Here is a 19,343-nt window from a genome sequence, read left to right on the forward strand (position 1 = left end):
CTAATTGGGTAAGTGATCGCTTTTTTATGATCTGTTCAATCAAAATATCGTCCAGAACCATCAGAAGCTAAAATACTTTAAAAGAAATAAGCCTGCGTTCACGCTTCGCCTTGCCGCAGGCATCGCTTGCACCAATTGAGTGAAAACTACCACATTCACCAAGCACAATGACGAAAGTTACACTTTACATCGCAGCTAGTTTGGATGGCTACATTGCTCGTAGCGATGGTGGAATTGATTGGCTATCAATCCTTGATACAGAAGGAGAAGACTACGGTTACGCTGCTTTCTACGAATCTATTGATGCTATTGTCTTAGGCAGTAATACATATGAAGTAGGGCTTAGTTTTGATGAATGGCCTTATTCGGGGAAAAAATCTTTCGTTTTCACCCAGCGCCATCTCCAATCTGACCGCGAGGACGTTGTGTTTGTTTCGGACACAGTGAAGCACGTCTTAGCAAATATGGAGGCTCAAGGTTTGGAAAATATCTGGCTAGTTGGTGGTGGAGCATTAATCAATTCGTTTCTTCAGCACAGCTTGATTGACGAATATATTATTTCAACTATTCCAATTATCTTAGGTGGTGGTACACACCTTTTCCCACCAGCTAGCCCTGAAGAAAAATTGGAGCTGATTGATTCAAAACAATATCCTAGTGGTTTACTCCAATCACATTATAGGCAAAAAGGAAAGGGTTAAAAATTTATAATTGTGTTTCAAGTGGTAAGAAGTCCGAGGGTCGGCTTGCGAAGCTCGGAACTTCGGGGAATTTAAACTCCATCTGAAACGTGACTGCCGTTATTAGGCATCAGGTATAAACCCTTTTTAATTATGAATTACCATTTATGTTGAAACACCCTCAAGAAGCTTCTGAACAGCGTTGCTGAAGTCTTCGTAAGGAGAAACTCCCACGATGGTTTCTGCTAAAGTACCATCTTTGAAAATTAAAACTGCTGGAATACTGCGAAGACCGAATTTTTTGAAAATCGGCTTGTTGCTGTCAACGTCTACCTTAACGACTTTGGCGCGACCTTTGTATTCCTGGGCAAGTTGATCCATTAACGGACTGATTAAGCGACAGGGGCCACACCAAGTAGCAGTAAAATCAACAACAACGACTTTCTCTTCACTTCCAGTTAAAACAGTATCAAATTCACTTTCTTCAACGTAAGCAACTATGTCAGTATCAGTAGACATTTTTTAATTCCTTAGTGTCAAACTAAAAATTTCAGCAAAAAGCTAACTATACAAACTATACTCCCTTCTGGCTGTCAGATTTACCAGTCACCTAAATTGGGAAACCCCCGCAACTGACTTTTGCTTGGTAGCCTGGATTTAATAACCTACAACTTTCTTACGTAAGGTGCGTTAGCGATCGCATAACGCACCCCAACAACCTATCTAATCCAAAAATCTCATACCTTCAAGGGTGGAGGTATCAATAGTCATCCTGCTGATCAAACAGTTCTAACAACCCAATTGTGCCTACAAAAAAAGTATAAGTAGCATATTTTATTGGCATCTTTTTTCTTGAAGGTGCATAAAAAGCTGCTATAATGCTTTCTATAAAATGGCTCGTCATGGCAAAACGCTCAATCCAAAAAATTGGATTAAGACTGCTTGGTAAATAACTATTAGTTATTACTGCATAAATATTCCACGATTCCAATCCAATCGCACTTGTTATAAGCACTGTAGATATAATTTTCACAAAGGTAAAAAGGTTTCTCTTTATAAACTTTAAGTCCATTCTGTTCACAAAAAAAATGTTTAACATATTTATAAGACTCGGTGAAGTAACAGATAAGTTAATGCCTGTTATCTAAAAATTCTCCCGAAATCAACCAATCTTATATCATAATTTACATTTTTGTAAAAGCCTGTAAAAATATCGATATGGTGTATTAAGCCAATATTCCCAAACTATTGAGAATGGATTTGTGAAAAAAACTATGCAATTTTGTCGTTTGAGGACTTCTCGTGAAAAGTCGGGAGCATCCCAAATGTGTAAAAACATAATTTGTCATTGCGAACAAAACGCAGTGTTCGCAAAGCGTCTTGTAGAGTTGGAGTACGCTTCATTCGCAATTGACTTTTAACGATTTTGGTAAATTTGCTTGCTATTGGGATGCTCCCTAAAAGTCTCCTCCTTCGGAGAATATAGCGGTTCCCACACGGGTAAGGTACAGAAAAAATAATTAACCACAGATGAACACAGATACAAGGTAGGGACACGGCAATGCCGTGTCCCTGATTAAAATGAAAATCGCTATAGAGCAAAATTGCATTAAGCGTCCGATTCAATGCCCTAAAGACCCTGAACAAAAATTAACTACTCAGGCAAGAAGAAATGCCATACCCCTAAACACTACGAGTCAAAAGATAAAATCACCAGATATTTAAAAAATCATAAAAGTGTGGAACAATACATAGGTGGTAAATTTAATTGCACTCTATATATTGATAAGAAATGTAAAGCTATGATTGCTCAACATTACAATTCAATTCATGTTAAAAACAACTTGCTTAAACAAATCGAAATTAAAGAAAATCAGCTAAAAATTGCACAAGAATCTAATCTGCTCTATGTAGCAGAAGGATTACAAAATGAATTATTAAAGTTACAGTGTGAATTATCAGAGCCGCAAGACGCTGAAATCCAAGCATTGATGAGTTTACTAGACGATTAAGATTGTAAATTTGTGTTGCAAAGTTTATTCAAAACACAAAATCTCTGTTAACAGAAAGCAGAGCATAGTGATTGTGATGCCTGGGGGTGTGGTTTAGGCAAACGTTTTTTAACAGTCGATGCCTTGGGATTAGTACTGAGAGTTTTGGTTACTGCTACCAGTATGGTGAGGGTGTTCGTGTTAGCGTCCCGTAGGGAAGGAACATCCGCAAAAAATTATCAAGCACCAAGTTACACCAAAGCTACTGAACCTGTATATTCTTTGAGAATTCCCAAAGAATTACTACTTGAACTGATCAACGTGTCACAAACTATATAAGGAACGAACCGTAAAGGGCGCATAGACACGTACTCCTACGGAGAAGCAAGCTAGGCAAAGCGTCTCGTAAAGCCTGCGGCATAGCTTCTCTTCGAGACGCTGCGCGAACGCTTGAGGCACAGCCTATCCAAGAGTTGAGAAGTGGCTTCCCGCAGGGTAGGACACCCAATCAAAAAATCGAAAAGACATAGCTGTTCTTTCTTTTGAAGTGAATGGAAAAAGTGGTTTATTCAACACACTACTTTTGATTTCCGCACTCTTTAGATGTACAGAGTTTTTTCAAAAATCAAATAGAAGTCCTATAGAAGAATGATAATTATTACTTAGATAAGATGTTAAGGTTTTGCTGGGTCTGTGGTATTTTTATCTGTGGTACTAAATCAATCTTAAGAACAGGTTTAATTGAGCGCAGTTGCCTTTGCCTAAGAATTTGAATTTCTCTCTCAATAGAATTTTTTCCTTGCCTAAAAAAGTCTTGAGAATTATATGGAACCAAGTCACGGGATAAATGTTGAGCTTGTGCTGGAGTCAAACTAGGAAGGGGTTGTTGAGCATTGGCAGAAGTTTGTACAACCAGCAAAAAAGCTGTTGAAACTACCAAGGGTTTTATTTTTATAGATCCGGTGAATATCGAATTCAACATGATTGATATATTTATTGGATGAATGCTGATTTAAACCATCTTGTATTGGTCTGCTTATTAGCAAAGTACACTTATTGGCTTACTAATTACCTCCCACAAATGGATGAATTAATTACTAGAAACTGAGCAAGGTACAAATGAATATCAAGCTGATGAAGATTAATTAGCTCAATAGTAAAAATGCTTGCTTGTCTCTTAACATAAACAGAGAAAACTTGAGACTAGCGGTATAAATCAGTATGATAGAAGATTGGCGGATCTCATCACTACCTTTGGATTGGTTGTCGGTAGATCCATTAGGTTGATCCAACCTCAACATCTCTGTTGTAGAACTGTTGTTCATCGAAAGTTGGCAGGAAACTCCATTTCCTTGTGGGTGGAGTTTTTTATAAAGGTGATGCCAACTCTTTGAGACGCTGCGCGTAGCAAGATCCCCGTAGGGGTACGGCGGGCTACGCCTACCCTAAGACAATAAAGATGTTCGCACAACGGAGGTCTAATACTAATCTGATAGACTATCTTAAATTTGAAATTATAAAAGCTGGTAGCCCAGGGCTAATAACTAACTATGAGTAAAGCCTTATTCTGTATCGAAAATCTGCGAGTTGCTTATCCTCACAGGAATGGAGAAGAAGCAAGCTGGGCGGTTGATAATGTATCTTTGAGCTTGCAACCAGGTGAAAGAATGGGATTGGTGGGAGAATCTGGTTGTGGTAAGTCAACTATAGGACGGGCAGTAATGCGTTTACTACCAGCCTCTAGTCGTATTCAGGGACGGGTGACATTTCAAGAACGGTCAGTGTTTGACTTGACGCCTAACCAGTTGCGGAAATTTCGGGGAGAGGCGATCGCCTTAATTTTTCAAGATCCGATGACACGCCTCGATCCGCTGATGACGATTGGTAAGCATTGTATCGAAACCCTTCAGGCGCACTCACCAGAATTATCAACGCGAGAAGCCAAAAAAAAAGCACTTGCTACTTTGGCAAAGGTGAATATTCCGGCTAGTCGCTGGAATCAGTATCCCCATGAGTTTAGCGGTGGAATGCGTCAACGGGTAGCGATCGCCTTAGCTTTACTCCTCAACCCCAAGTTAATTGTTGCCGATGAACCCACCACCAGTTTAGATGTCACAGTTTCCGCGCAGATTTTGCAAGAATTAACTCGCCTGTGCAGTGAAGAAAACATGGGATTGTTGCTGATTTCTCACGATTTAGCAATGGTGGCTGAGTATTGCGATCGCATTGGCGTTATGTACAACGGCAAGATGGTGGAAATGGGTTCTACAGAAACTGTATTTAGACATCCTCAACATGAGTACACGCGATCGCTCTTAAAAGCAGCTTTACATATTCAAGCAGTAAATGATGGTGGAGAATTGATAATTGTCAATGATGAACAAAAGCAATTACCAATTATTAATAAGCAATCCCCAATTTTGACTCTCACTGAACTCAAGCAATATTACAGCATAGAACCTAACTTTATCGAACGACTATTGAACACACAAACGCAGACAATTAAAGCAGTAGATGGTATCAACTTGGATCTTTATTCAAAAGAAATTCTCGGCTTAGTCGGAGAATCAGGCTGTGGTAAAAGTACGCTCTCACGAACAATCTTGCAACTAATTCGTCCCACGAGTGGCAAAGTTGAGTTTTTAGGACAGGATTTAACTAGACTGTCGCGCCAAGAAATTCGCTCCTCACGGCGACAAATACAAATGGTTTTTCAAGACCCCCATGCTTGTCTCAATCCAGCGATGACAGTGGGACAAAGTATCGCTGACCCTTTATTTATCCACAATCTTGCCGATCCCCTTAAGGCAAAAGAACAGGTTTTGTCGATGCTAGAGAAAGTTGGGTTAACACCGCCAAAAGTGTATTATGAGCGTTATCCATCAGATTTGTCCGGTGGACAACAGCAAAGAGTTGCGATCGCTCGTGCTTTGATTACTCACCCTAAACTTTTAATCTGCGATGAACCTGTGAGTATGTTAGACGCTAGCGTGCAGTCGCAAGTGCTGGATTTGATGTTGCAATTAAAGGAAGAATTCGAGTTAACTTATCTGTTCATCACTCATGACCTTTGGTTAGCTCGATTTTTGTGCGATCGGATTGCCGTGATGAATAGCGGTAAAATTGTCGAACTCGGTCTGACAAAAAATATTTTTGCTAATCCTCAGCATCCTTATACCAAAACCTTACTAGCTGCTGCTCCATTGCTAGCACGCGCTTAACTAAATTAAGATGAGGAGTTATAAGTTTCAAATTCCTAACTCCTAACTGTTAATTATCTTCGCTTCCTTCAAGTAATTTAGTTGTTTCTCCACTCGAACCATATAGCTCAACGAATCTTTTAAACAGCAACGCAGTCTCGTGATTTGAAGTCCTACTTAAGTTGAATAAACGCTCTATCTTTTTATCACCCAAAGCTCTTAGATACGGCAAATCTTCAAAGAGTGTCAAACAAGAAGCAAAATGCAATATTATTTGTAATAATGGCTTTGGCCACTCTAAGTCACTATAAATGTCTATAAATAGCTGATGTTCTGAGTTATTTAAGGGAAAAGCATGAAATATAACAATTATTCTTTTCTGATTATAGACTGGAATACTCAGTTCAATAGTGTAGGGAGTATGTAATATTAAATCCACCTCCACAGTTGGTTGTCGCCAAATTCTCAGAGGATTACCTGGCGAATCTAATATTGTTTTAAACTTGATTATCCCACCGCTATTTGTGGTTTCAAAATGGCTAATGTTAATAATTTTAAGATTATTAAGGCTAAATCTATGAACTGTTTCCAAATGTTTTAAGTTCAATAGATGATAGATTTGGCAAATATAAGGAAACGGTAAAATGTACTCCTGACTAATCATGTGAAGCTTTTTTAATTGAAGCTTGTTAGCTTGCGTCCGATCAAGATATTCTTGATATTGACTGGGCGCTAAATCATTGCTATTGAAGCTTTCCTCAGGCTTAAGATATAGCCAACTCACAAAAAAGAAAGAGGCTGTAAATAGCTGAAATATTTCTAAGGGAGATAAATAACCATCAGCAAATGCAGCTATGCTTCTATCGGTTATTCCGAAAAGCCAAGATGGAATACCAAATACCCAGATATTACTTTTAATTTTATCTATAAAAAGTGCTACATCAACATTTGAGACATTGCTATCTTGATTTATACTTAAATTTTCAGTTTTTTTCAAACAATTAGTAAACATAATATCGGGATTTTACTTGATACTACTAATCCATATAGTTAAGATTTATATCAATTCTAAATACCAATCTATAGTTCCAACCTCTATCTTTAGATGTATATACAAATTCGATTTATTCATATCGACTGAAAATAAATTTTCATCAGTCTGGTTAAAAAATTCAAGCCATTGTTTGATGTAATCCTAAATCCTATGTATATCCAGCCATAATAAAATTATTTATAACTCTTGCTTGTTATAAGGATTCGACATTGTATTCTCTAATGGCTAAATTCAAAGTAACAACTTTGCTAATATATTTCTGCTAGCTGAGAGCAAAAATTGAAATTATTTCACCTTTATAAAAGCGGTATATAAATATTTAGACAGGATTTACGCAAAAATAGCCAAAAAGCTTAATTTATCGTAGGCACGTAGTGGCTTGTCGCAGGCTACCACCAACGCCAACGCGCAGCGTCTCATCGAGTTGAGAAGTATTTGTAGAGTGTGCGTAAGTCCTATTAGAGAAAAAAGTTTATTTTTCCTGATATGAGAAAATTTTCTAAGTAATTAATGTAAAAATATTACCTATATAAATAAATATACGAACTGACTGAGATATGAGCGCTCGTATAGCGCTTCCCATTTAGATTATATTGCGAGGTGTAGGGGCACGGCACTGCCCATTGGTGTCAACTTAAGCTCAAATGCATGTCTCACAGGCGTTTTACCCCCCTTAATCCCCCCGATGGATTGGGGGGAAACAGGAAATTTAGTTCCCTCCTCTTTTTAAGGCTACGGTGTACACACAAGTCGGAAAAACTTCATTCACTAAAGATTTGCAGTGCGTTACGCTCCCGCGTCAAAGCTAAATTGCAATCATGGCGATGCCTGCGGTTCTTGCTAGCCAACTCATTTGTTATTTCGGCGAACTCATTTGTTATTTCGGCGAACTCATTTGTTATTTCGGCGAACTCATTTGTTATTTCGGCGAACTCATTTGTTATTTTGGCGAACTCATTTGTTATTTCGGCGAACTCATTTGTTATTTTGGCGAACTCATTTGTTATTTTGGCGAACTCATTTGTTATTTCGACGAACTCATTTGTTATTTCGGCGAGGGCATTTGTTATTTTGGCGTCTCCATAACGCACCCTACGAAACAACTAGAAGAGTTGAAACCTATGCTGGTCATACTTGTGTGTACACCGTAGCTGCAAGTAAGGGGAGGGTTAGGGTGGGGTGAGGCGGATCGTGATGGGAAGCCAGAGAACTGAATATCACCTCTTGACAAGGGTTTCACGTTAAGTTGACACGCATGGGCACTGCCCATACGTGTCAACTTAACGTAAAAGCTAGATAGACTTTTCAGAGATTGCCTCGTTGCCTCGTTCCCAGTCTCCGACTGGGAATGCCAGTTCGGAGGCTCCGCCTCCCTCTCCTAGCGGCAGAGCCGCCAGGGTATGCATTTCCAGCCTCTGGCTGGAAACGAGGTTTTAAAAGAGTTTTATTAAGTTGACACCAATGGGCACTGCTGTGCCCCTACGCGTGTACCTCACGTAAACGGGAACCACTATATCAAAAAGGTATTTCTAACTCGTCAGCAAGACAAAATCCTGTTAAACCTCTAGACGGGGGAAATTTTTGTATAACTTCACAGAGAAACGGTATTGAAGCACTAACAATAATTATTTGCAATAATTTCTCTGATGTTGTAAGCTTTTCTAAAATATATTGAATATTTTTATCAATAAGTTTTTACAGGAGGTTTGACACGCTGGTAAGCCTGACTGGAAAAATCAGTTGTAATCAGATATAGGAACTTGGGATTAATTCGTTACAAAAATTCTTAATTAGTGAATTGAGAGTTTATTCTATTTACAGGAAAATCAGGATGTCTAAACTACCGGATGTTCTTTGGTTAAATACAAGCCCTAGTTTGCAATACTTTGCTCAACCACTACTTTGTTACTTATCATCTCAAGTGACAATCCAAGAGTGGAAATATTGCCAAAGTCAAGATGAAGCAAGTTCACTAGATGCTGCTGTTGTTCTGCTTCATGACTACCTCAAATCTTGCAATCAACCTGTCCATTTGATTGGTCATAGTACAGCAGGATTACTAGGTCTACTCTATAGCCGTCGCTATCCAGAAACAGTTAAGTCTTTGACGCTATTAGCAGTGGGTGTTGATCCAGCAGTTGATTGGCAAGCTCATTACTATATTCATCGTCAGTTTTTAAGTCGCCAAAAGCTTTTGACTGATATGGTTTATAACTTGTTTGGTTATCAGGATAAATGCGCTCTCAAGAGTCTGACACATCTTCTGGAGCAAGACTTAGATTGTTCGCTCTCTCCTAATTCTCTGTTTGAAAGCGTAAGTATGACTCCAAACAGAGTTTCAGTACCTTTGATGGTTTGTGGTAGTTTAAACGATATTGTTGTCACACCTGATGCACTGCAAGGATGGCGATCGCATTTCAAGGAAGGCGATCGCCTATGGTCATGTTTTGAAGGAGGGCATTTTTTTCACTTTTCCCAGTATCAGCTTGTAGGAGAACAGCTACTCGACTTCTGGAAGTTTATCCGTGTGTCTGATTCGCTGTATGCCTGTTTGCGACTTTAAGTATTAGATGATAATACATCTCAAGAAAGATGCGTCGAGTCAAACAATTGTGAGAGCTTAATCGTGTCCTAAATTATTTCAGGAAAGTCTAGAAATGGTTGTAGCTTTAGATGATACCAAGCGGAGCGCGATCGCTACAGAGCTAGCAGATTTGAAAGCTATACAAGAGTTGCTAATTGCTAATGAACAAAAAGTACTACCTGCTGTAAGCAACGATCAAGAAATTAGCAAGCGCCTAAACGACTTTCTCAAAGATGATCAAGAAAATCTCACAGTAATCGAGGAAGTCATCTCTAAATTTGGTGGTGGTTCAGCCCAGCCTAGAGACACTATAGGGCAGTACATCGAGCAAGTAAACCGTATAATAGATGGGAATGAGCTAACACTGTATCAAAAGGTTTCTATTCACGAAAGGATTAAGCACCAAGCCGTAATGACTGGTTTAATTATCCATAAGGCATCACAGGTGGTTGGTGATGATGTCAAAGAAGCTATTGGACCACTCAATCAAGTGAACTTTGAAAATCGTGCCCATCAAGAACAATTGAAAGGTGTGTTGGAAGTTTTGGGTACAAGAGAACTTACAGGTCAAGACCCAGATCAAGGTGTTTGGGCACGGACTCAAGATGCTGTTGCAGCTTTGAGGGGTGTGTTTGAGGGTTTGACAAAGTAAAAACAACTGAAGACCGCCTCGACTTCGAGTTGGGTAAGTGCCAATTGATAAAAATCGTAATAATCTCTTTTGATTTAGGGAATCTGATCGCGATCGCACTCAGTTTGAGATAAAAACTGGAATGCGATCGCTTTTTTTTAGGAGAATATAGCAGTTCTCGTTTGGATGCAACACATGCTAAGGGCACAGCATTGCTCATTAGTGTCAAATTAAGGTGAAAGCCTTCCTATAACAAGCTTTTAGAGATTGTCTCGTTAAGAGTCTGCGACTGGGAATGCCTAATGAGAGGCTCCGCCTCAAGACTAGCGGCACCGCAATGAAAGAGCATTTCCAGCCTCTGGCTTTTAACGAGGTTTTAAAAGGGTTTGCGCTTAAGTTGACACCTATAAGCAATGCTGTGCCCCTACGAGTGGTCTGTATTCGATGCAATTGAGAACCGCTGTCAGAACTCCAATGAGGTTAAGCAATGGTTAATCAGACATACACAGCTGATGTCTTAGTTGTTGGCGGGGGAACGGGAGGCACTGCTGCTGCTATCCAAGCAGCGCGACGGGGAGCCAAAACGATTCTAATAAGTGAATTTCCTTGGTTAGGGGGAATGCTAACTTCAGCTGGAGTGTCTGCACCCGATGGCAATGAATTAGAAGCTTTTCAAACGGGGTTATGGGGTGCGTTTTTGCAGGAATTGCGACAACGACAGCCTGGAGGATTAGATAACAGTTGGGTCAGCTTTTTTAGTTACGATCCTCAGATTGGGGCAGAGATTTTTGCCGATTGGGTGCAGGAATTGCCAAATCTGTACTGGATTTCTGGACAAGTGCCAATAGATGTGTTCCGCCAAGGTGATTCTATTACTGGTGTCTGCTTTGCTGATTTTGCTGTCACAGCCAAGATTATTCTCGACGCTACAGAATTAGGAGATTTATTGGCTTTAGCTGAAATACCTTACCGCTGGGGTTGGGAATTGCAATCTGAGTGGGAAGAACCTAGCGCCCCAGTGACTTTTAACTCTTTAACCCAGAAATATCCAGTGCAAGCGCCCACTTGGGTAGTGATTATGCAAGACTTTGGTGAAGCCTACGCCCCAGAAATTCCGGCTGCCCCTAACTATAATCCATCCCAGTTTACAGGTGCTTGGGATGGCTATGGAGCAGAGACATTTTTGAATTATGGACGCTTACCTGATGGCCGATTCATGATCAATTGGCCAATCTGTGGTAATGACTACGGCGAAGGAGTAGGGCGGCTGATAGAGTCAGATGTATCCAGAGGTGAATTCATCCAAGAATCTTGCTGGCACAGCCAAAATTTTGCCCATTTTATCCAAAATCAGCTTGGTCATCGCTATGGTTTAGCAAAAAAAGTATTTCCTCACGCCCCTACAGCTTTTGCACTGCATCCTTATTACCGTGAAAGCCGCCGCTTAGTGGGGCTAACTACTGTCCGAGAACAGGATATTTTGCCGATTGCTGGAGGAAGAGTTGCATCTATATTTAATCATGGGAATTTTTGCGTAGGCGTAGCCCGCCGCAGGCATCGCAAAGCGTCTTTGATAGGAGAAGCAATCGCTGTTGGTAACTATGCCAATGACCATCATTATCCTGGTGTTCAATTCCCACTGCAACCTAAATCTATTCGCTGGGGGGGACGCTGGACGGGAACTCCTTTTACAATTCCCTACAGTTCTCTAATTCCAGCCACAACAGATGGTTTCTTGGTTTGTGAAAAAAATATTTCTGTCTCCCACATTGCCAATGGGGCCACCAGATTACAACCTGTGGTTATGGGCATTGGTCAAGCAGCGGGGATGGCAGCGGCGATGTGTGTTGAGTTAAACTGCCAGCCGAGGGATTTACCTGTTAGGGCGCTGCAAACGGCTTTATTGAAAGATAATCGCTCAAAAGCAGCAATTATTCCTTTATTTAATCTTCCACCCAATCATTCGGATTGGCTGAACTGGCAACTGTATTACTTAAATAACCCACAAGCCTATCCAGCTAATGGTTATTGCCCTTGCCTACCGGGGAATGAGTACCCTGACTCTACTTTTGACAAGGCATTAATTCGGGGAAGTAACTGTTTCAAAGGCATTTTCTACCGCTTGGATCAGCAGGAATACAGATTCACTATCACAGCACCAGCTGCATATCAAGGTCAAAACTGGCAGCTTGTGACTTTGCGATCGCATATCGACGAGCAATTACGCGATTATCCCCACGAACAATTAGTTACATTATGGGGCCGTCAGAATCACTTTGGTAATTGGTTATTAGTCGAACATTTGAACAAAGGATAAGAAGAGTTTATTTTCAGTAAAACAGAATACTTTTTGATTAATTGTCCGGATATTCATGAAAAAGCTAAGTATCAGTGAAGTGGAGAGTTCCAAAATAGACATCTGCTATGCGTGCTGCCATTTCACTTTTAGTCTCAAGTCTGGTGTTCGGCCCCTTAGCTTTTAACTGCCAAGCAATGGTCAATCACTTATCCTATGCGCTGCCTTCTACGCCTGCTTCGGAACAGTGGCTATCGGCGGCATCTGAACAAAATTCAGATGATGGGCCACGTCATCGCGGTAGTGGGCGCAGAGAAGTGACGCAAAAATTCGGAATATATCTATGCTGTGGTTTAACTACCCTAGGGTAATGCCTCTTTTTCCAAAGCAACCAAAGTACCAGAAAACAGGATGTTGTGCTAACATCTTTTACACAAGTTTTCTGGCAGAGATATATACAGTTGACACCCGAAAATCTTCAGCGAGCGCTTAGTATTTCAATTGCAAGCTTTGTGATATCATAAGTTGGCCTCAATCCTGGCGATCAAAACGCAAATCAAATTAAGTGCTTTGATCAACAGCATTACCAACTCCTCAAAAGCTACACAACTTTTGCTCATATTCTTGGGAAACTCTGCGTCTCAATCCTCAACTGCTCTATAAATAGATAGGCTATCAGTTAATCTAAAGCACATCTAGTTCAGACATTTTGCTTGTTGAGGAAACAGTCTTAAGGCAACTTCACTTTATTCCCCAATAGGTTTTCTCATACATTGAGTAGCTGGCTATCTAGATCAGGAAATAATTGATCTTCGCTCCGACACCTATTTAGCATCCTTTGCCGAAGCATAAAATCCCTTTCGTTTCATCTGAATTTATGTAGGGCATAAATTTGCACAAGTAGTATACGTTTATTACACTTGGCAACAAATCTTACTATTCCTGACCTACGGTTGCACTCTGGATCGTTCTCCTCACAGATGGCTCCCGACGAAATAAATATTAAGAAGGATCTGCTAGTTCATCATAGTGATTTAATTATTCTACACCCAAGGACAGATGCAATATATTGCATCTGTCCTTTTTAGGTAAAGTTTACTTAAAGAAAAGGGGATAGCGAGTGGAGAGTAGGGAAGATGAGGGTACAAAGGGACAAGGGAGACTACTAAATCTAATGCCCCATGCCGCTTTTACACTGTTGTTTTCTTGCGGTTATTCTCTCTTCCCTGGATACCGTTGAGGAACATCGGCACAAACTTCTCGATAAACATTTGTGGATCACGCTGCCAAGCTTTTTGTGCTGCCTGAATCCTAGTAAATTGCAATTCAGGCGCTAGCAAAGTCTGGGGTAAGCGTTCCATCAGGTACTGGGGACGTTGCCAAAGCGGCATGGTATTTGCCACTTCCACCAAGTTGGCAACTCGTCGCAGTTCTGCACCCAAGGTGATATCCATTCCAGATTCAAACGCTGCCTGTTCAATTGCAGCATACTTGAGTTTAGCTTGCTCTACCTTTTGCCGATGTTCTGGACTCTTATCTGCTATTTGTGCCAGCCAACGGTTACCCCAACGAACATGTCCTGCTTCCTCTGGCAGAATTTTTTCAATAGTTTCCCGAATTTTGATGTTTTCTTCTGTCTGCGGCGCTTGTTTGAGGGCGTGAATGTGGGCAGAGAAATACTCACAACCACGCTTTTCAGTAATGTTAATTGCTGCTAAACCAGCTATCACACTGTCCTCTAGGTTGTGTTTTGGGTCATAGGTGTCTTTGTCAAGCAGCCGATCAAATTCATCGATATAGGAACTTCCAGGAGGAGTTCCTACATTGCTTCCCAGATCGATCAGCAAATCAGTTAGCCACATGGCATGATGAGCTTCATCCGAAATGTGATGAGACAAATCCCGCACCAGTTCCGGTGGCTGTCCATTCAGTTGTTCAATTACCTCAGTCAGGTCTTTGCAACTGCGTTGTTCGCTGTAACGGTAGCGGTTAAGGGTAATTAGATGGATTTCGCGATCATATACTACCCGTTTCAATATCTCTCTGGCACTTAAAACATTCTGAAATTTACGTGGGTAGGTAACTGTCATAGATTATGTAAATTTTTGTAAATCTTTATTTGATCGTAACTTAGTTTTTTGCAACTGCTATCTTTGTGCCGCGTTACCGAAAAAAAGAGTAAAAGTTCCAAAAATTAATCACTTGAGTTGAACTTAAGTGTCAGACCTTTTAAATGTAAATAAAAGTAACGAATAAATGTTCTGTCTTGGGGAAGGTGTGTTTTTTGAGGTGAGACAAATCTGAAGCCAGATGATTTTAGTCGTTAAAGGTGAATTGGAGAGATTTTCCGGCTTTGAGAGAAAAATACCTAATATTGTGGGCAAAGGTAAATATAAATTTATGTAAAAAGTAGCTTATGCTACAGAATTTTTGTTAGAGTAGTTTGTAAGGAACCAAAAATTATATATTCATAAAATAGAGAGGACTATGGTTATGTCTATCGCAGATAAATCTCGTGCGTTAATGGTGCGTGAACATCAGCAAGTTAAGAATCGCCAACAATCAATACTGATGCGGGCTGCACAAGAACTTGGTCTTCCTGAAGAAGCATCCCACTACTGGAACCCGATTCAAGGCAAGGTAGATGCTAACGCTCGGATGATTTATGGGTCTAGTCATGCTTCCATGAGCTAAGTTTCAAGAATTTTAAGGTTGATTTTTTGAGTAAATGTCTCAACTGACAACTCTGGAAAAAAAGCCACCCTCTACTCTAGGGTGGCAAAACTTATTACTTTTAGTTAGATACGACTCTTAATTAAGCATCGTAGTATAGGTAAAACTCGTAAGGATGAGGACGCAGTTGCAACTGCTTGACTTCGTTACCTAGCTTGTAATCAATCCAATTTTCGATAAAATCTTCCGTGAAGACGCCTGATTCTGTCAAGAAGGCGTGATCTTTTTCCAGTGCTTGCAACGCCAGTTCTAAAGAACCTGGAGTTGAAGGAACCTTTGCCAGTTCTTCTGGAGAGAGTTCATAGATATTCTTATCTAAGGGTTCACCAGGATGGATTTTGTTCTTAATGCCATCAAGACCAGCACAAAGCATTGCAGCAAATGCCAAGTATGGGTTAGAAGTAGCATCTGGACAACGGAATTCTAAACGCTTGGCTTTGGGGTTAGTGCCAGATAGAGGAATACGAATAGAAGCAGAACGGTTCCCTTGGGAGTAAGCCAAGTTTACAGGAGCTTCATAACCAGGTACTAGGCGCTTGTAAGAGTTGGTACTGGGATTGGTAATTGCCAACAGTGCTGGTGCGTGCTTCAGAAGACCACCAATGTAGTACAACCCCATATCGCTCAAACCAGCATACTTATCACCTGCAAACAGAGGTTGGCCGTCTCTCCAGATGGATTGGTGACAGTGCATTCCCGAACCGTTATCGCCAAAAATCGGTTTTGGCATGAAGGTAACGGTTTTACCGTATTTCTTAGCAACATTCTTGATGACATATTTATAAATCATCAACCAGTCAGCCGCTTCGATCAACTTCCCAAATTTAAAACCTAGTTCGCACTGACCACCAGTAGCAACTTCGTGGTGATGCTTTTCAATGGGTACACCTAATTGTGCCATCGTCAACAGCATTTCTGTGCGGATATCTTGGAAAGAATCCGTCGGTGAAACTGGGAAGTAACCTTCTTTGAAGCGTGGTTTGTAACCCAAGTTGGGTTTTTCATCAGTACCGGCTTTACCAGAATTCCAAGCACCTTCTTGGGAGTCTATGAAATAGTAGCCTTCGTTGGCGGTTTGTGCAAACCTAGCACTGTCAAAAATAAAGAACTCAGCTTCAGGGCCAAAGAAGGCTGTGTCACCAAGACCAGTAGAAACTAAGTAATCTATTGCTTTTTGGGCAATAACGCGTGGGCAACGATTGTACCATTCACCCGTACGGGGTTCTTTAATACTACAAATTATACTTAGCGTTGGGACTTCCATAAATGGGTCGATCCAAACAGTGTTGGGGTCGAGTACCATCGTCATGTCCGATTCGTTGATCGCTTTCCAACCCCGGATGCTGGAACCGTCAAAAGGTACACCATCAGTGAATGCAGTCTCATCGATTTGGTTTTGGTACAGTGTGAGATGCTGCCAAGTCCCTACTGTATCGATGAATTTGAGATCAATCAGTTGAATTTTATCATCTTGAATTTTCTTCAAGACTTCTTGCGGTGTTGTCATTGTTACTCCTTCTCTACCAATTTCCTAAAGTAATACCAGAATCTTCCAAAGTATCCTAACCCTGCTGATCCCAATCAAGCCGTGACACACCAGAAATATATTAAATACTAGTCATTAGGGGATTTTGTAACTTATGTTACAGATGTCTTGATTCTCAGGTTATATTAACCTTTCGGTGATCATCTGTACAAAACTGGAAAGTTCATCACATAGGGGTCAACTTTGACATAGAATCCTTAAATAGTGGATAGATTGTTTTTGTGCCGAATCTATTTTTAATAGCACAAAAATTTAATGGTGCATAAGTGCAGCCGAATAAATATCAAACCATAAATAGCAATGATTGGGAGAAAAAGGAATGCGCGATGCGGTAACAAGTTTAATTAAGAATTATGACCTAGCTGGTCGGTATTTTGACCGGAATGCGATCGATAGTCTGAAGTCTTACTTTGACAGTGGTACAGCACGAGTACAAGCTGCGGCGGTGATAAATTCTAATGCATCTGCACTTGTCAAGCAGGCTGGTTTACAGTTATTTGAAGAACTACCAGAATTAATTCGCCCCGGTGGAAATGCTTATACAACTCGTCGTTATGCAGCTTGTCTACGGGATATGGACTACTATCTGCGCTATGCCACCTATGCGCTGGTTGCTGGGAACACGAATGTGTTGGATGAGCGTGTGCTACAAGGGCTACGGGAAACTTACAATTCTCTAGGAGTACCTATTGGTCCTACGGTTCGCGGTATCCAGATTCTCAAGGATTTGATTAAAGAACAGGTGACAACCGCAGGTGTGATTAATTCTAGCTTTGTGGATGAACCATTTGATCACATTACACGCGAGTTGAGCGAGCAGGATATTTAGCATCTAGCCCTAGTGACTATAAATCGCTGAACTATACAAACAAAGTTCGCGTAATTGGACTTAACACATATCGCACTTTGGCTTTATTGGCAAGGTGCGTTTACTTTTTTTAATACAAAAAACTATTTGTTGTCTGACAAATTAATTAGTAGTACAACGAGAATAAGTACTGAAAAAACTTTATACTGACTATTATAATATTTATTATTGATATAAATAATTTTTTCAATAGTTCTATGAGTATTAATGATCTAGAATTTCTGCACGGTGCGGTTTTTCTTCGACTCCTCAAAGGAACATCTTATATATCTATCAGTTATTTATCTTATATTCATTCATCTCTTTATACTATAAAAAGCTCAAATCAAGAATCAGCTATCCTATTTTAAATATCAAAAAAACCCACTTCTTCATGGTCATTTAGCTTCAGTTCACAGGAAGAAAATGCACTGACAACATTTCGTAAAACTTATCCTGAGTCAAAGTTTTTATAGCATTGATTTGTCATCGGGATGGCATTTGTTGTCTATCAGAACAACAACTATGGACAATTATTGATTCTAGCGAGGGTTTAGCCAAACAGCGTGTTTCTGTAAAAAGAGAACTAAGAGGGAGTTATTATGTTAAAGGTACGGGGAGAGTTGCCTTAGAGCAGACAGTCCCTCAAAATAATTGGCCTGACGTAATTTTATCAACATCAAATAACCTATGACATCCACTTCAATTAAAACTAATGGCGACTGTATTGATAGATTAATTAAGAAATTAGAGAAAGAAATTGGATTAAAAGAAGCAAGTAAACTTAAAGAAACGGCTATTGAAGTTGTACAAAATTGTGTCAAATTTTATTCAAAAAATTTCGGTCATGGTGATGTAGGGGAAAATAGTACAGGTTTAGTGAGCCAACCTTATAAGGGACAAGATCCTATTCCTAATAGTACAACCGGACTTATTTATGGTCGAGTTAAAAGTGGTAAAACTAACACAACTATTGCAACTTTAGCATTGGCTCATGAAAATAATTTTCGTTGTTTTATTATTTTAACCTCCGATAATACATGGTTAGGAAAACAAACGGCTAATCGTTTCAATAATCAAGTTCAAGGAGGCCCTGTTTTCTTTGATTGGGAAGCATAGAAAAAAGACCCCGATGGTTTTGCAGAAACTAAAATCGCACCCTATATCAAAGATACAGGTGTTGTATTAGTTTCTACAAAAAACGGCCATCACTTGGATAATTTATTGAAGGTTTTAAAAGCAGCAAAAATCAAAGGTGTTCCTACCTTAATTTTTGATGATGAAGCGGATAATGCTAGTTTAAACACAAATGAATCTAAACAAGCTAAAAAAGGAAAAGATGCGATTGATGATAGTAAAATTTTTGAGACTATAGGTAAAATTCGTCAAGAGGTTGCTAATCATATTTATATTCAAATCACAGCGACTCCCCAAAGTCTATCATTACAAAAGCTCTCTCAGCCTTGTAAGCCACAATTTTGTGCCGCATTACCAGAGCCAGGAGATAGTTATATGGGAGGAGAGTTATTTTTTGCTGAAAAAAGTAACTACTCTTGTATTGTAGATGCTGGAGAAATCAACGAACTTAAGAAACAAAAAGGTGCAATAAATCCGGGGAATAAATGGATAATTCCTGAAGGATTAAGACTTGCACTTTGTTGCTTCTTCTTAGGTTCAATCTACAAAATGTTATAGCGCTACAAGATTGTGTTAGGACTATTATATCGAGTGCAAAAAAATCTGATGCCTGCCCCCTATAGCTATGACCTGGGCCAAAAAGC

At 40.0% G+C, this 19,343-nt stretch carries 18 protein-coding genes; 11 read left to right on the forward strand and 7 right to left on the reverse strand.

All coding sequences use genetic code 11. The annotated features are described in order from the left end of the window. Nucleotides 1-167: 167 nt before the first annotated feature. Nucleotides 168-701: a dihydrofolate reductase family protein gene (locus V7K40_RS08260; protein ID WP_334958443.1), complete on the forward strand. Its 534-nt coding sequence runs from the start codon at nucleotides 168-170 to the stop codon at nucleotides 699-701. Between the two features lie 144 nt (nucleotides 702-845). Here V7K40_RS08260 and trxA read toward each other — a convergent pair whose 3' ends face one another. Continuing rightward, entirely contained in the window at nucleotides 846-1,199 is a 354-nt protein-coding gene (gene trxA / locus V7K40_RS08265; RefSeq protein ID WP_334958445.1) for a thioredoxin, read from the reverse strand. A 241-nt stretch (nucleotides 1,200-1,440) separates the two neighbouring features. Beyond that, nucleotides 1,441-1,752 (reverse strand): hypothetical protein, encoded by a 312-nt coding sequence (locus tag V7K40_RS08270; protein ID WP_334958447.1) that lies wholly within the window; start codon nucleotides 1,750-1,752, stop codon nucleotides 1,441-1,443. Between the two features lie 730 nt (nucleotides 1,753-2,482). Here V7K40_RS08270 and V7K40_RS08275 point away from each other — a divergent pair. Further along, nucleotides 2,483-2,692, forward strand: coding sequence for a hypothetical protein (locus V7K40_RS08275; RefSeq protein ID WP_334958500.1), 210 nt, complete (start codon nucleotides 2,483-2,485; stop codon nucleotides 2,690-2,692). Between the two features lie 637 nt (nucleotides 2,693-3,329). On the opposite strand, the gene V7K40_RS08280 is transcribed toward V7K40_RS08275, so the two are convergent. Further along, complete coding sequence (locus tag V7K40_RS08280) at nucleotides 3,330-3,653, reverse strand: hypothetical protein (protein ID WP_334958449.1); 324 nt, start codon at nucleotides 3,651-3,653, stop codon at nucleotides 3,330-3,332. 568 nt (nucleotides 3,654-4,221) lie between these two features. Here V7K40_RS08280 and V7K40_RS08285 point away from each other — a divergent pair. Beyond that, a complete protein-coding gene (locus V7K40_RS08285; protein ID WP_334958451.1) occupies nucleotides 4,222-5,892 on the forward strand; it encodes an ABC transporter ATP-binding protein in 1,671 nt (556 codons plus the stop codon). 49 nt (nucleotides 5,893-5,941) lie between these two features. Here the strand turns inward: V7K40_RS08285 and V7K40_RS08290 are convergent, their stop codons facing one another. Together V7K40_RS08290 and V7K40_RS08295 are read right to left on the reverse strand one after the other, a co-directional pair. Beyond that, nucleotides 5,942-6,883, reverse strand: coding sequence for a hypothetical protein (locus V7K40_RS08290; RefSeq protein ID WP_334958453.1), 942 nt, complete (start codon nucleotides 6,881-6,883; stop codon nucleotides 5,942-5,944). A gap of 803 nt (nucleotides 6,884-7,686) precedes the next feature. Then, nucleotides 7,687-8,016 (reverse strand): hypothetical protein, encoded by a 330-nt coding sequence (locus V7K40_RS08295; protein WP_334958455.1) that lies wholly within the window; start codon nucleotides 8,014-8,016, stop codon nucleotides 7,687-7,689. A 740-nt stretch (nucleotides 8,017-8,756) separates the two neighbouring features. Between V7K40_RS08295 and V7K40_RS08300 the strand changes: the two genes are divergently transcribed. The 4 genes from V7K40_RS08300 to V7K40_RS08315 all read left to right on the forward strand — a co-directional run bounded on the left by V7K40_RS08300 (nucleotide 8,757) and on the right by V7K40_RS08315 (nucleotide 12,807). Then, the gene (locus V7K40_RS08300) at nucleotides 8,757-9,488 is read left to right on the forward strand and encodes an alpha/beta hydrolase (protein WP_334958457.1); all 732 of its coding nucleotides are present in this window, start codon (nucleotides 8,757-8,759) and stop codon (nucleotides 9,486-9,488) included. Nucleotides 9,489-9,582: 94 nt separating this feature from the next. Further along, a complete protein-coding gene (locus V7K40_RS08305) occupies nucleotides 9,583-10,161 on the forward strand; it encodes a hemerythrin HHE cation-binding protein (RefSeq protein WP_334958459.1) in 579 nt (192 codons plus the stop codon). A 466-nt stretch (nucleotides 10,162-10,627) separates the two neighbouring features. Continuing rightward, nucleotides 10,628-12,457, forward strand: coding sequence for an FAD-dependent oxidoreductase (locus tag V7K40_RS08310; RefSeq protein WP_334958461.1), 1,830 nt, complete (start codon nucleotides 10,628-10,630; stop codon nucleotides 12,455-12,457). 107 nt (nucleotides 12,458-12,564) lie between these two features. Further along, nucleotides 12,565-12,807: a hypothetical protein gene (locus tag V7K40_RS08315; RefSeq protein WP_334958463.1), complete on the forward strand. Its 243-nt coding sequence runs from the start codon at nucleotides 12,565-12,567 to the stop codon at nucleotides 12,805-12,807. Nucleotides 12,808-13,626: 819 nt separating this feature from the next. Here V7K40_RS08315 and V7K40_RS08320 read toward each other — a convergent pair. Next, the gene (locus V7K40_RS08320; protein WP_334958465.1) at nucleotides 13,627-14,526 is read right to left on the reverse strand and encodes a ferritin-like domain-containing protein; all 900 of its coding nucleotides are present in this window, start codon (nucleotides 14,524-14,526) and stop codon (nucleotides 13,627-13,629) included. A 403-nt stretch (nucleotides 14,527-14,929) separates the two neighbouring features. Here V7K40_RS08320 and V7K40_RS08325 point away from each other — a divergent pair, with 403 nt between their 5' ends. Continuing rightward, the gene (locus V7K40_RS08325; protein WP_273768515.1) at nucleotides 14,930-15,130 is read left to right on the forward strand and encodes a hypothetical protein; all 201 of its coding nucleotides are present in this window, start codon (nucleotides 14,930-14,932) and stop codon (nucleotides 15,128-15,130) included. A gap of 121 nt (nucleotides 15,131-15,251) precedes the next feature. Here V7K40_RS08325 and glnA read toward each other — a convergent pair whose 3' ends face one another. Further along, nucleotides 15,252-16,676: a type I glutamate--ammonia ligase gene (gene glnA / locus V7K40_RS08330; protein WP_334958467.1), complete on the reverse strand. Its 1,425-nt coding sequence runs from the start codon at nucleotides 16,674-16,676 to the stop codon at nucleotides 15,252-15,254. Between the two features lie 358 nt (nucleotides 16,677-17,034). Between glnA and apcB the strand changes: the two genes are divergently transcribed. From apcB to V7K40_RS08345, 3 genes are all read left to right on the forward strand, one after another. Continuing rightward, nucleotides 17,035-17,544 carry an allophycocyanin subunit beta gene (apcB, locus tag V7K40_RS08335; RefSeq protein WP_334958469.1) on the forward strand — a complete coding sequence of 170 codons (510 nt, stop codon included), beginning with the start codon at nucleotides 17,035-17,037 and terminating at the stop codon, nucleotides 17,542-17,544. A 708-nt stretch (nucleotides 17,545-18,252) separates the two neighbouring features. Next, on the forward strand, nucleotides 18,253-18,681 hold the full coding sequence (locus tag V7K40_RS08340) for a hypothetical protein (RefSeq protein WP_334958471.1): 429 nt from the start codon (nucleotides 18,253-18,255) through the stop codon (nucleotides 18,679-18,681). Between the two features lie 93 nt (nucleotides 18,682-18,774). Continuing rightward, nucleotides 18,775-19,257 (forward strand): hypothetical protein, encoded by a 483-nt coding sequence (locus V7K40_RS08345; RefSeq protein ID WP_334958473.1) that lies wholly within the window; start codon nucleotides 18,775-18,777, stop codon nucleotides 19,255-19,257. Nucleotides 19,258-19,343 lie beyond the last annotated feature (86 nt).

It is taken from the genome of Nostoc sp. (assembly GCF_036917195.1).
GTDB lineage: Bacteria > Cyanobacteriota > Cyanobacteriia > Cyanobacteriales > Nostocaceae > Nostoc.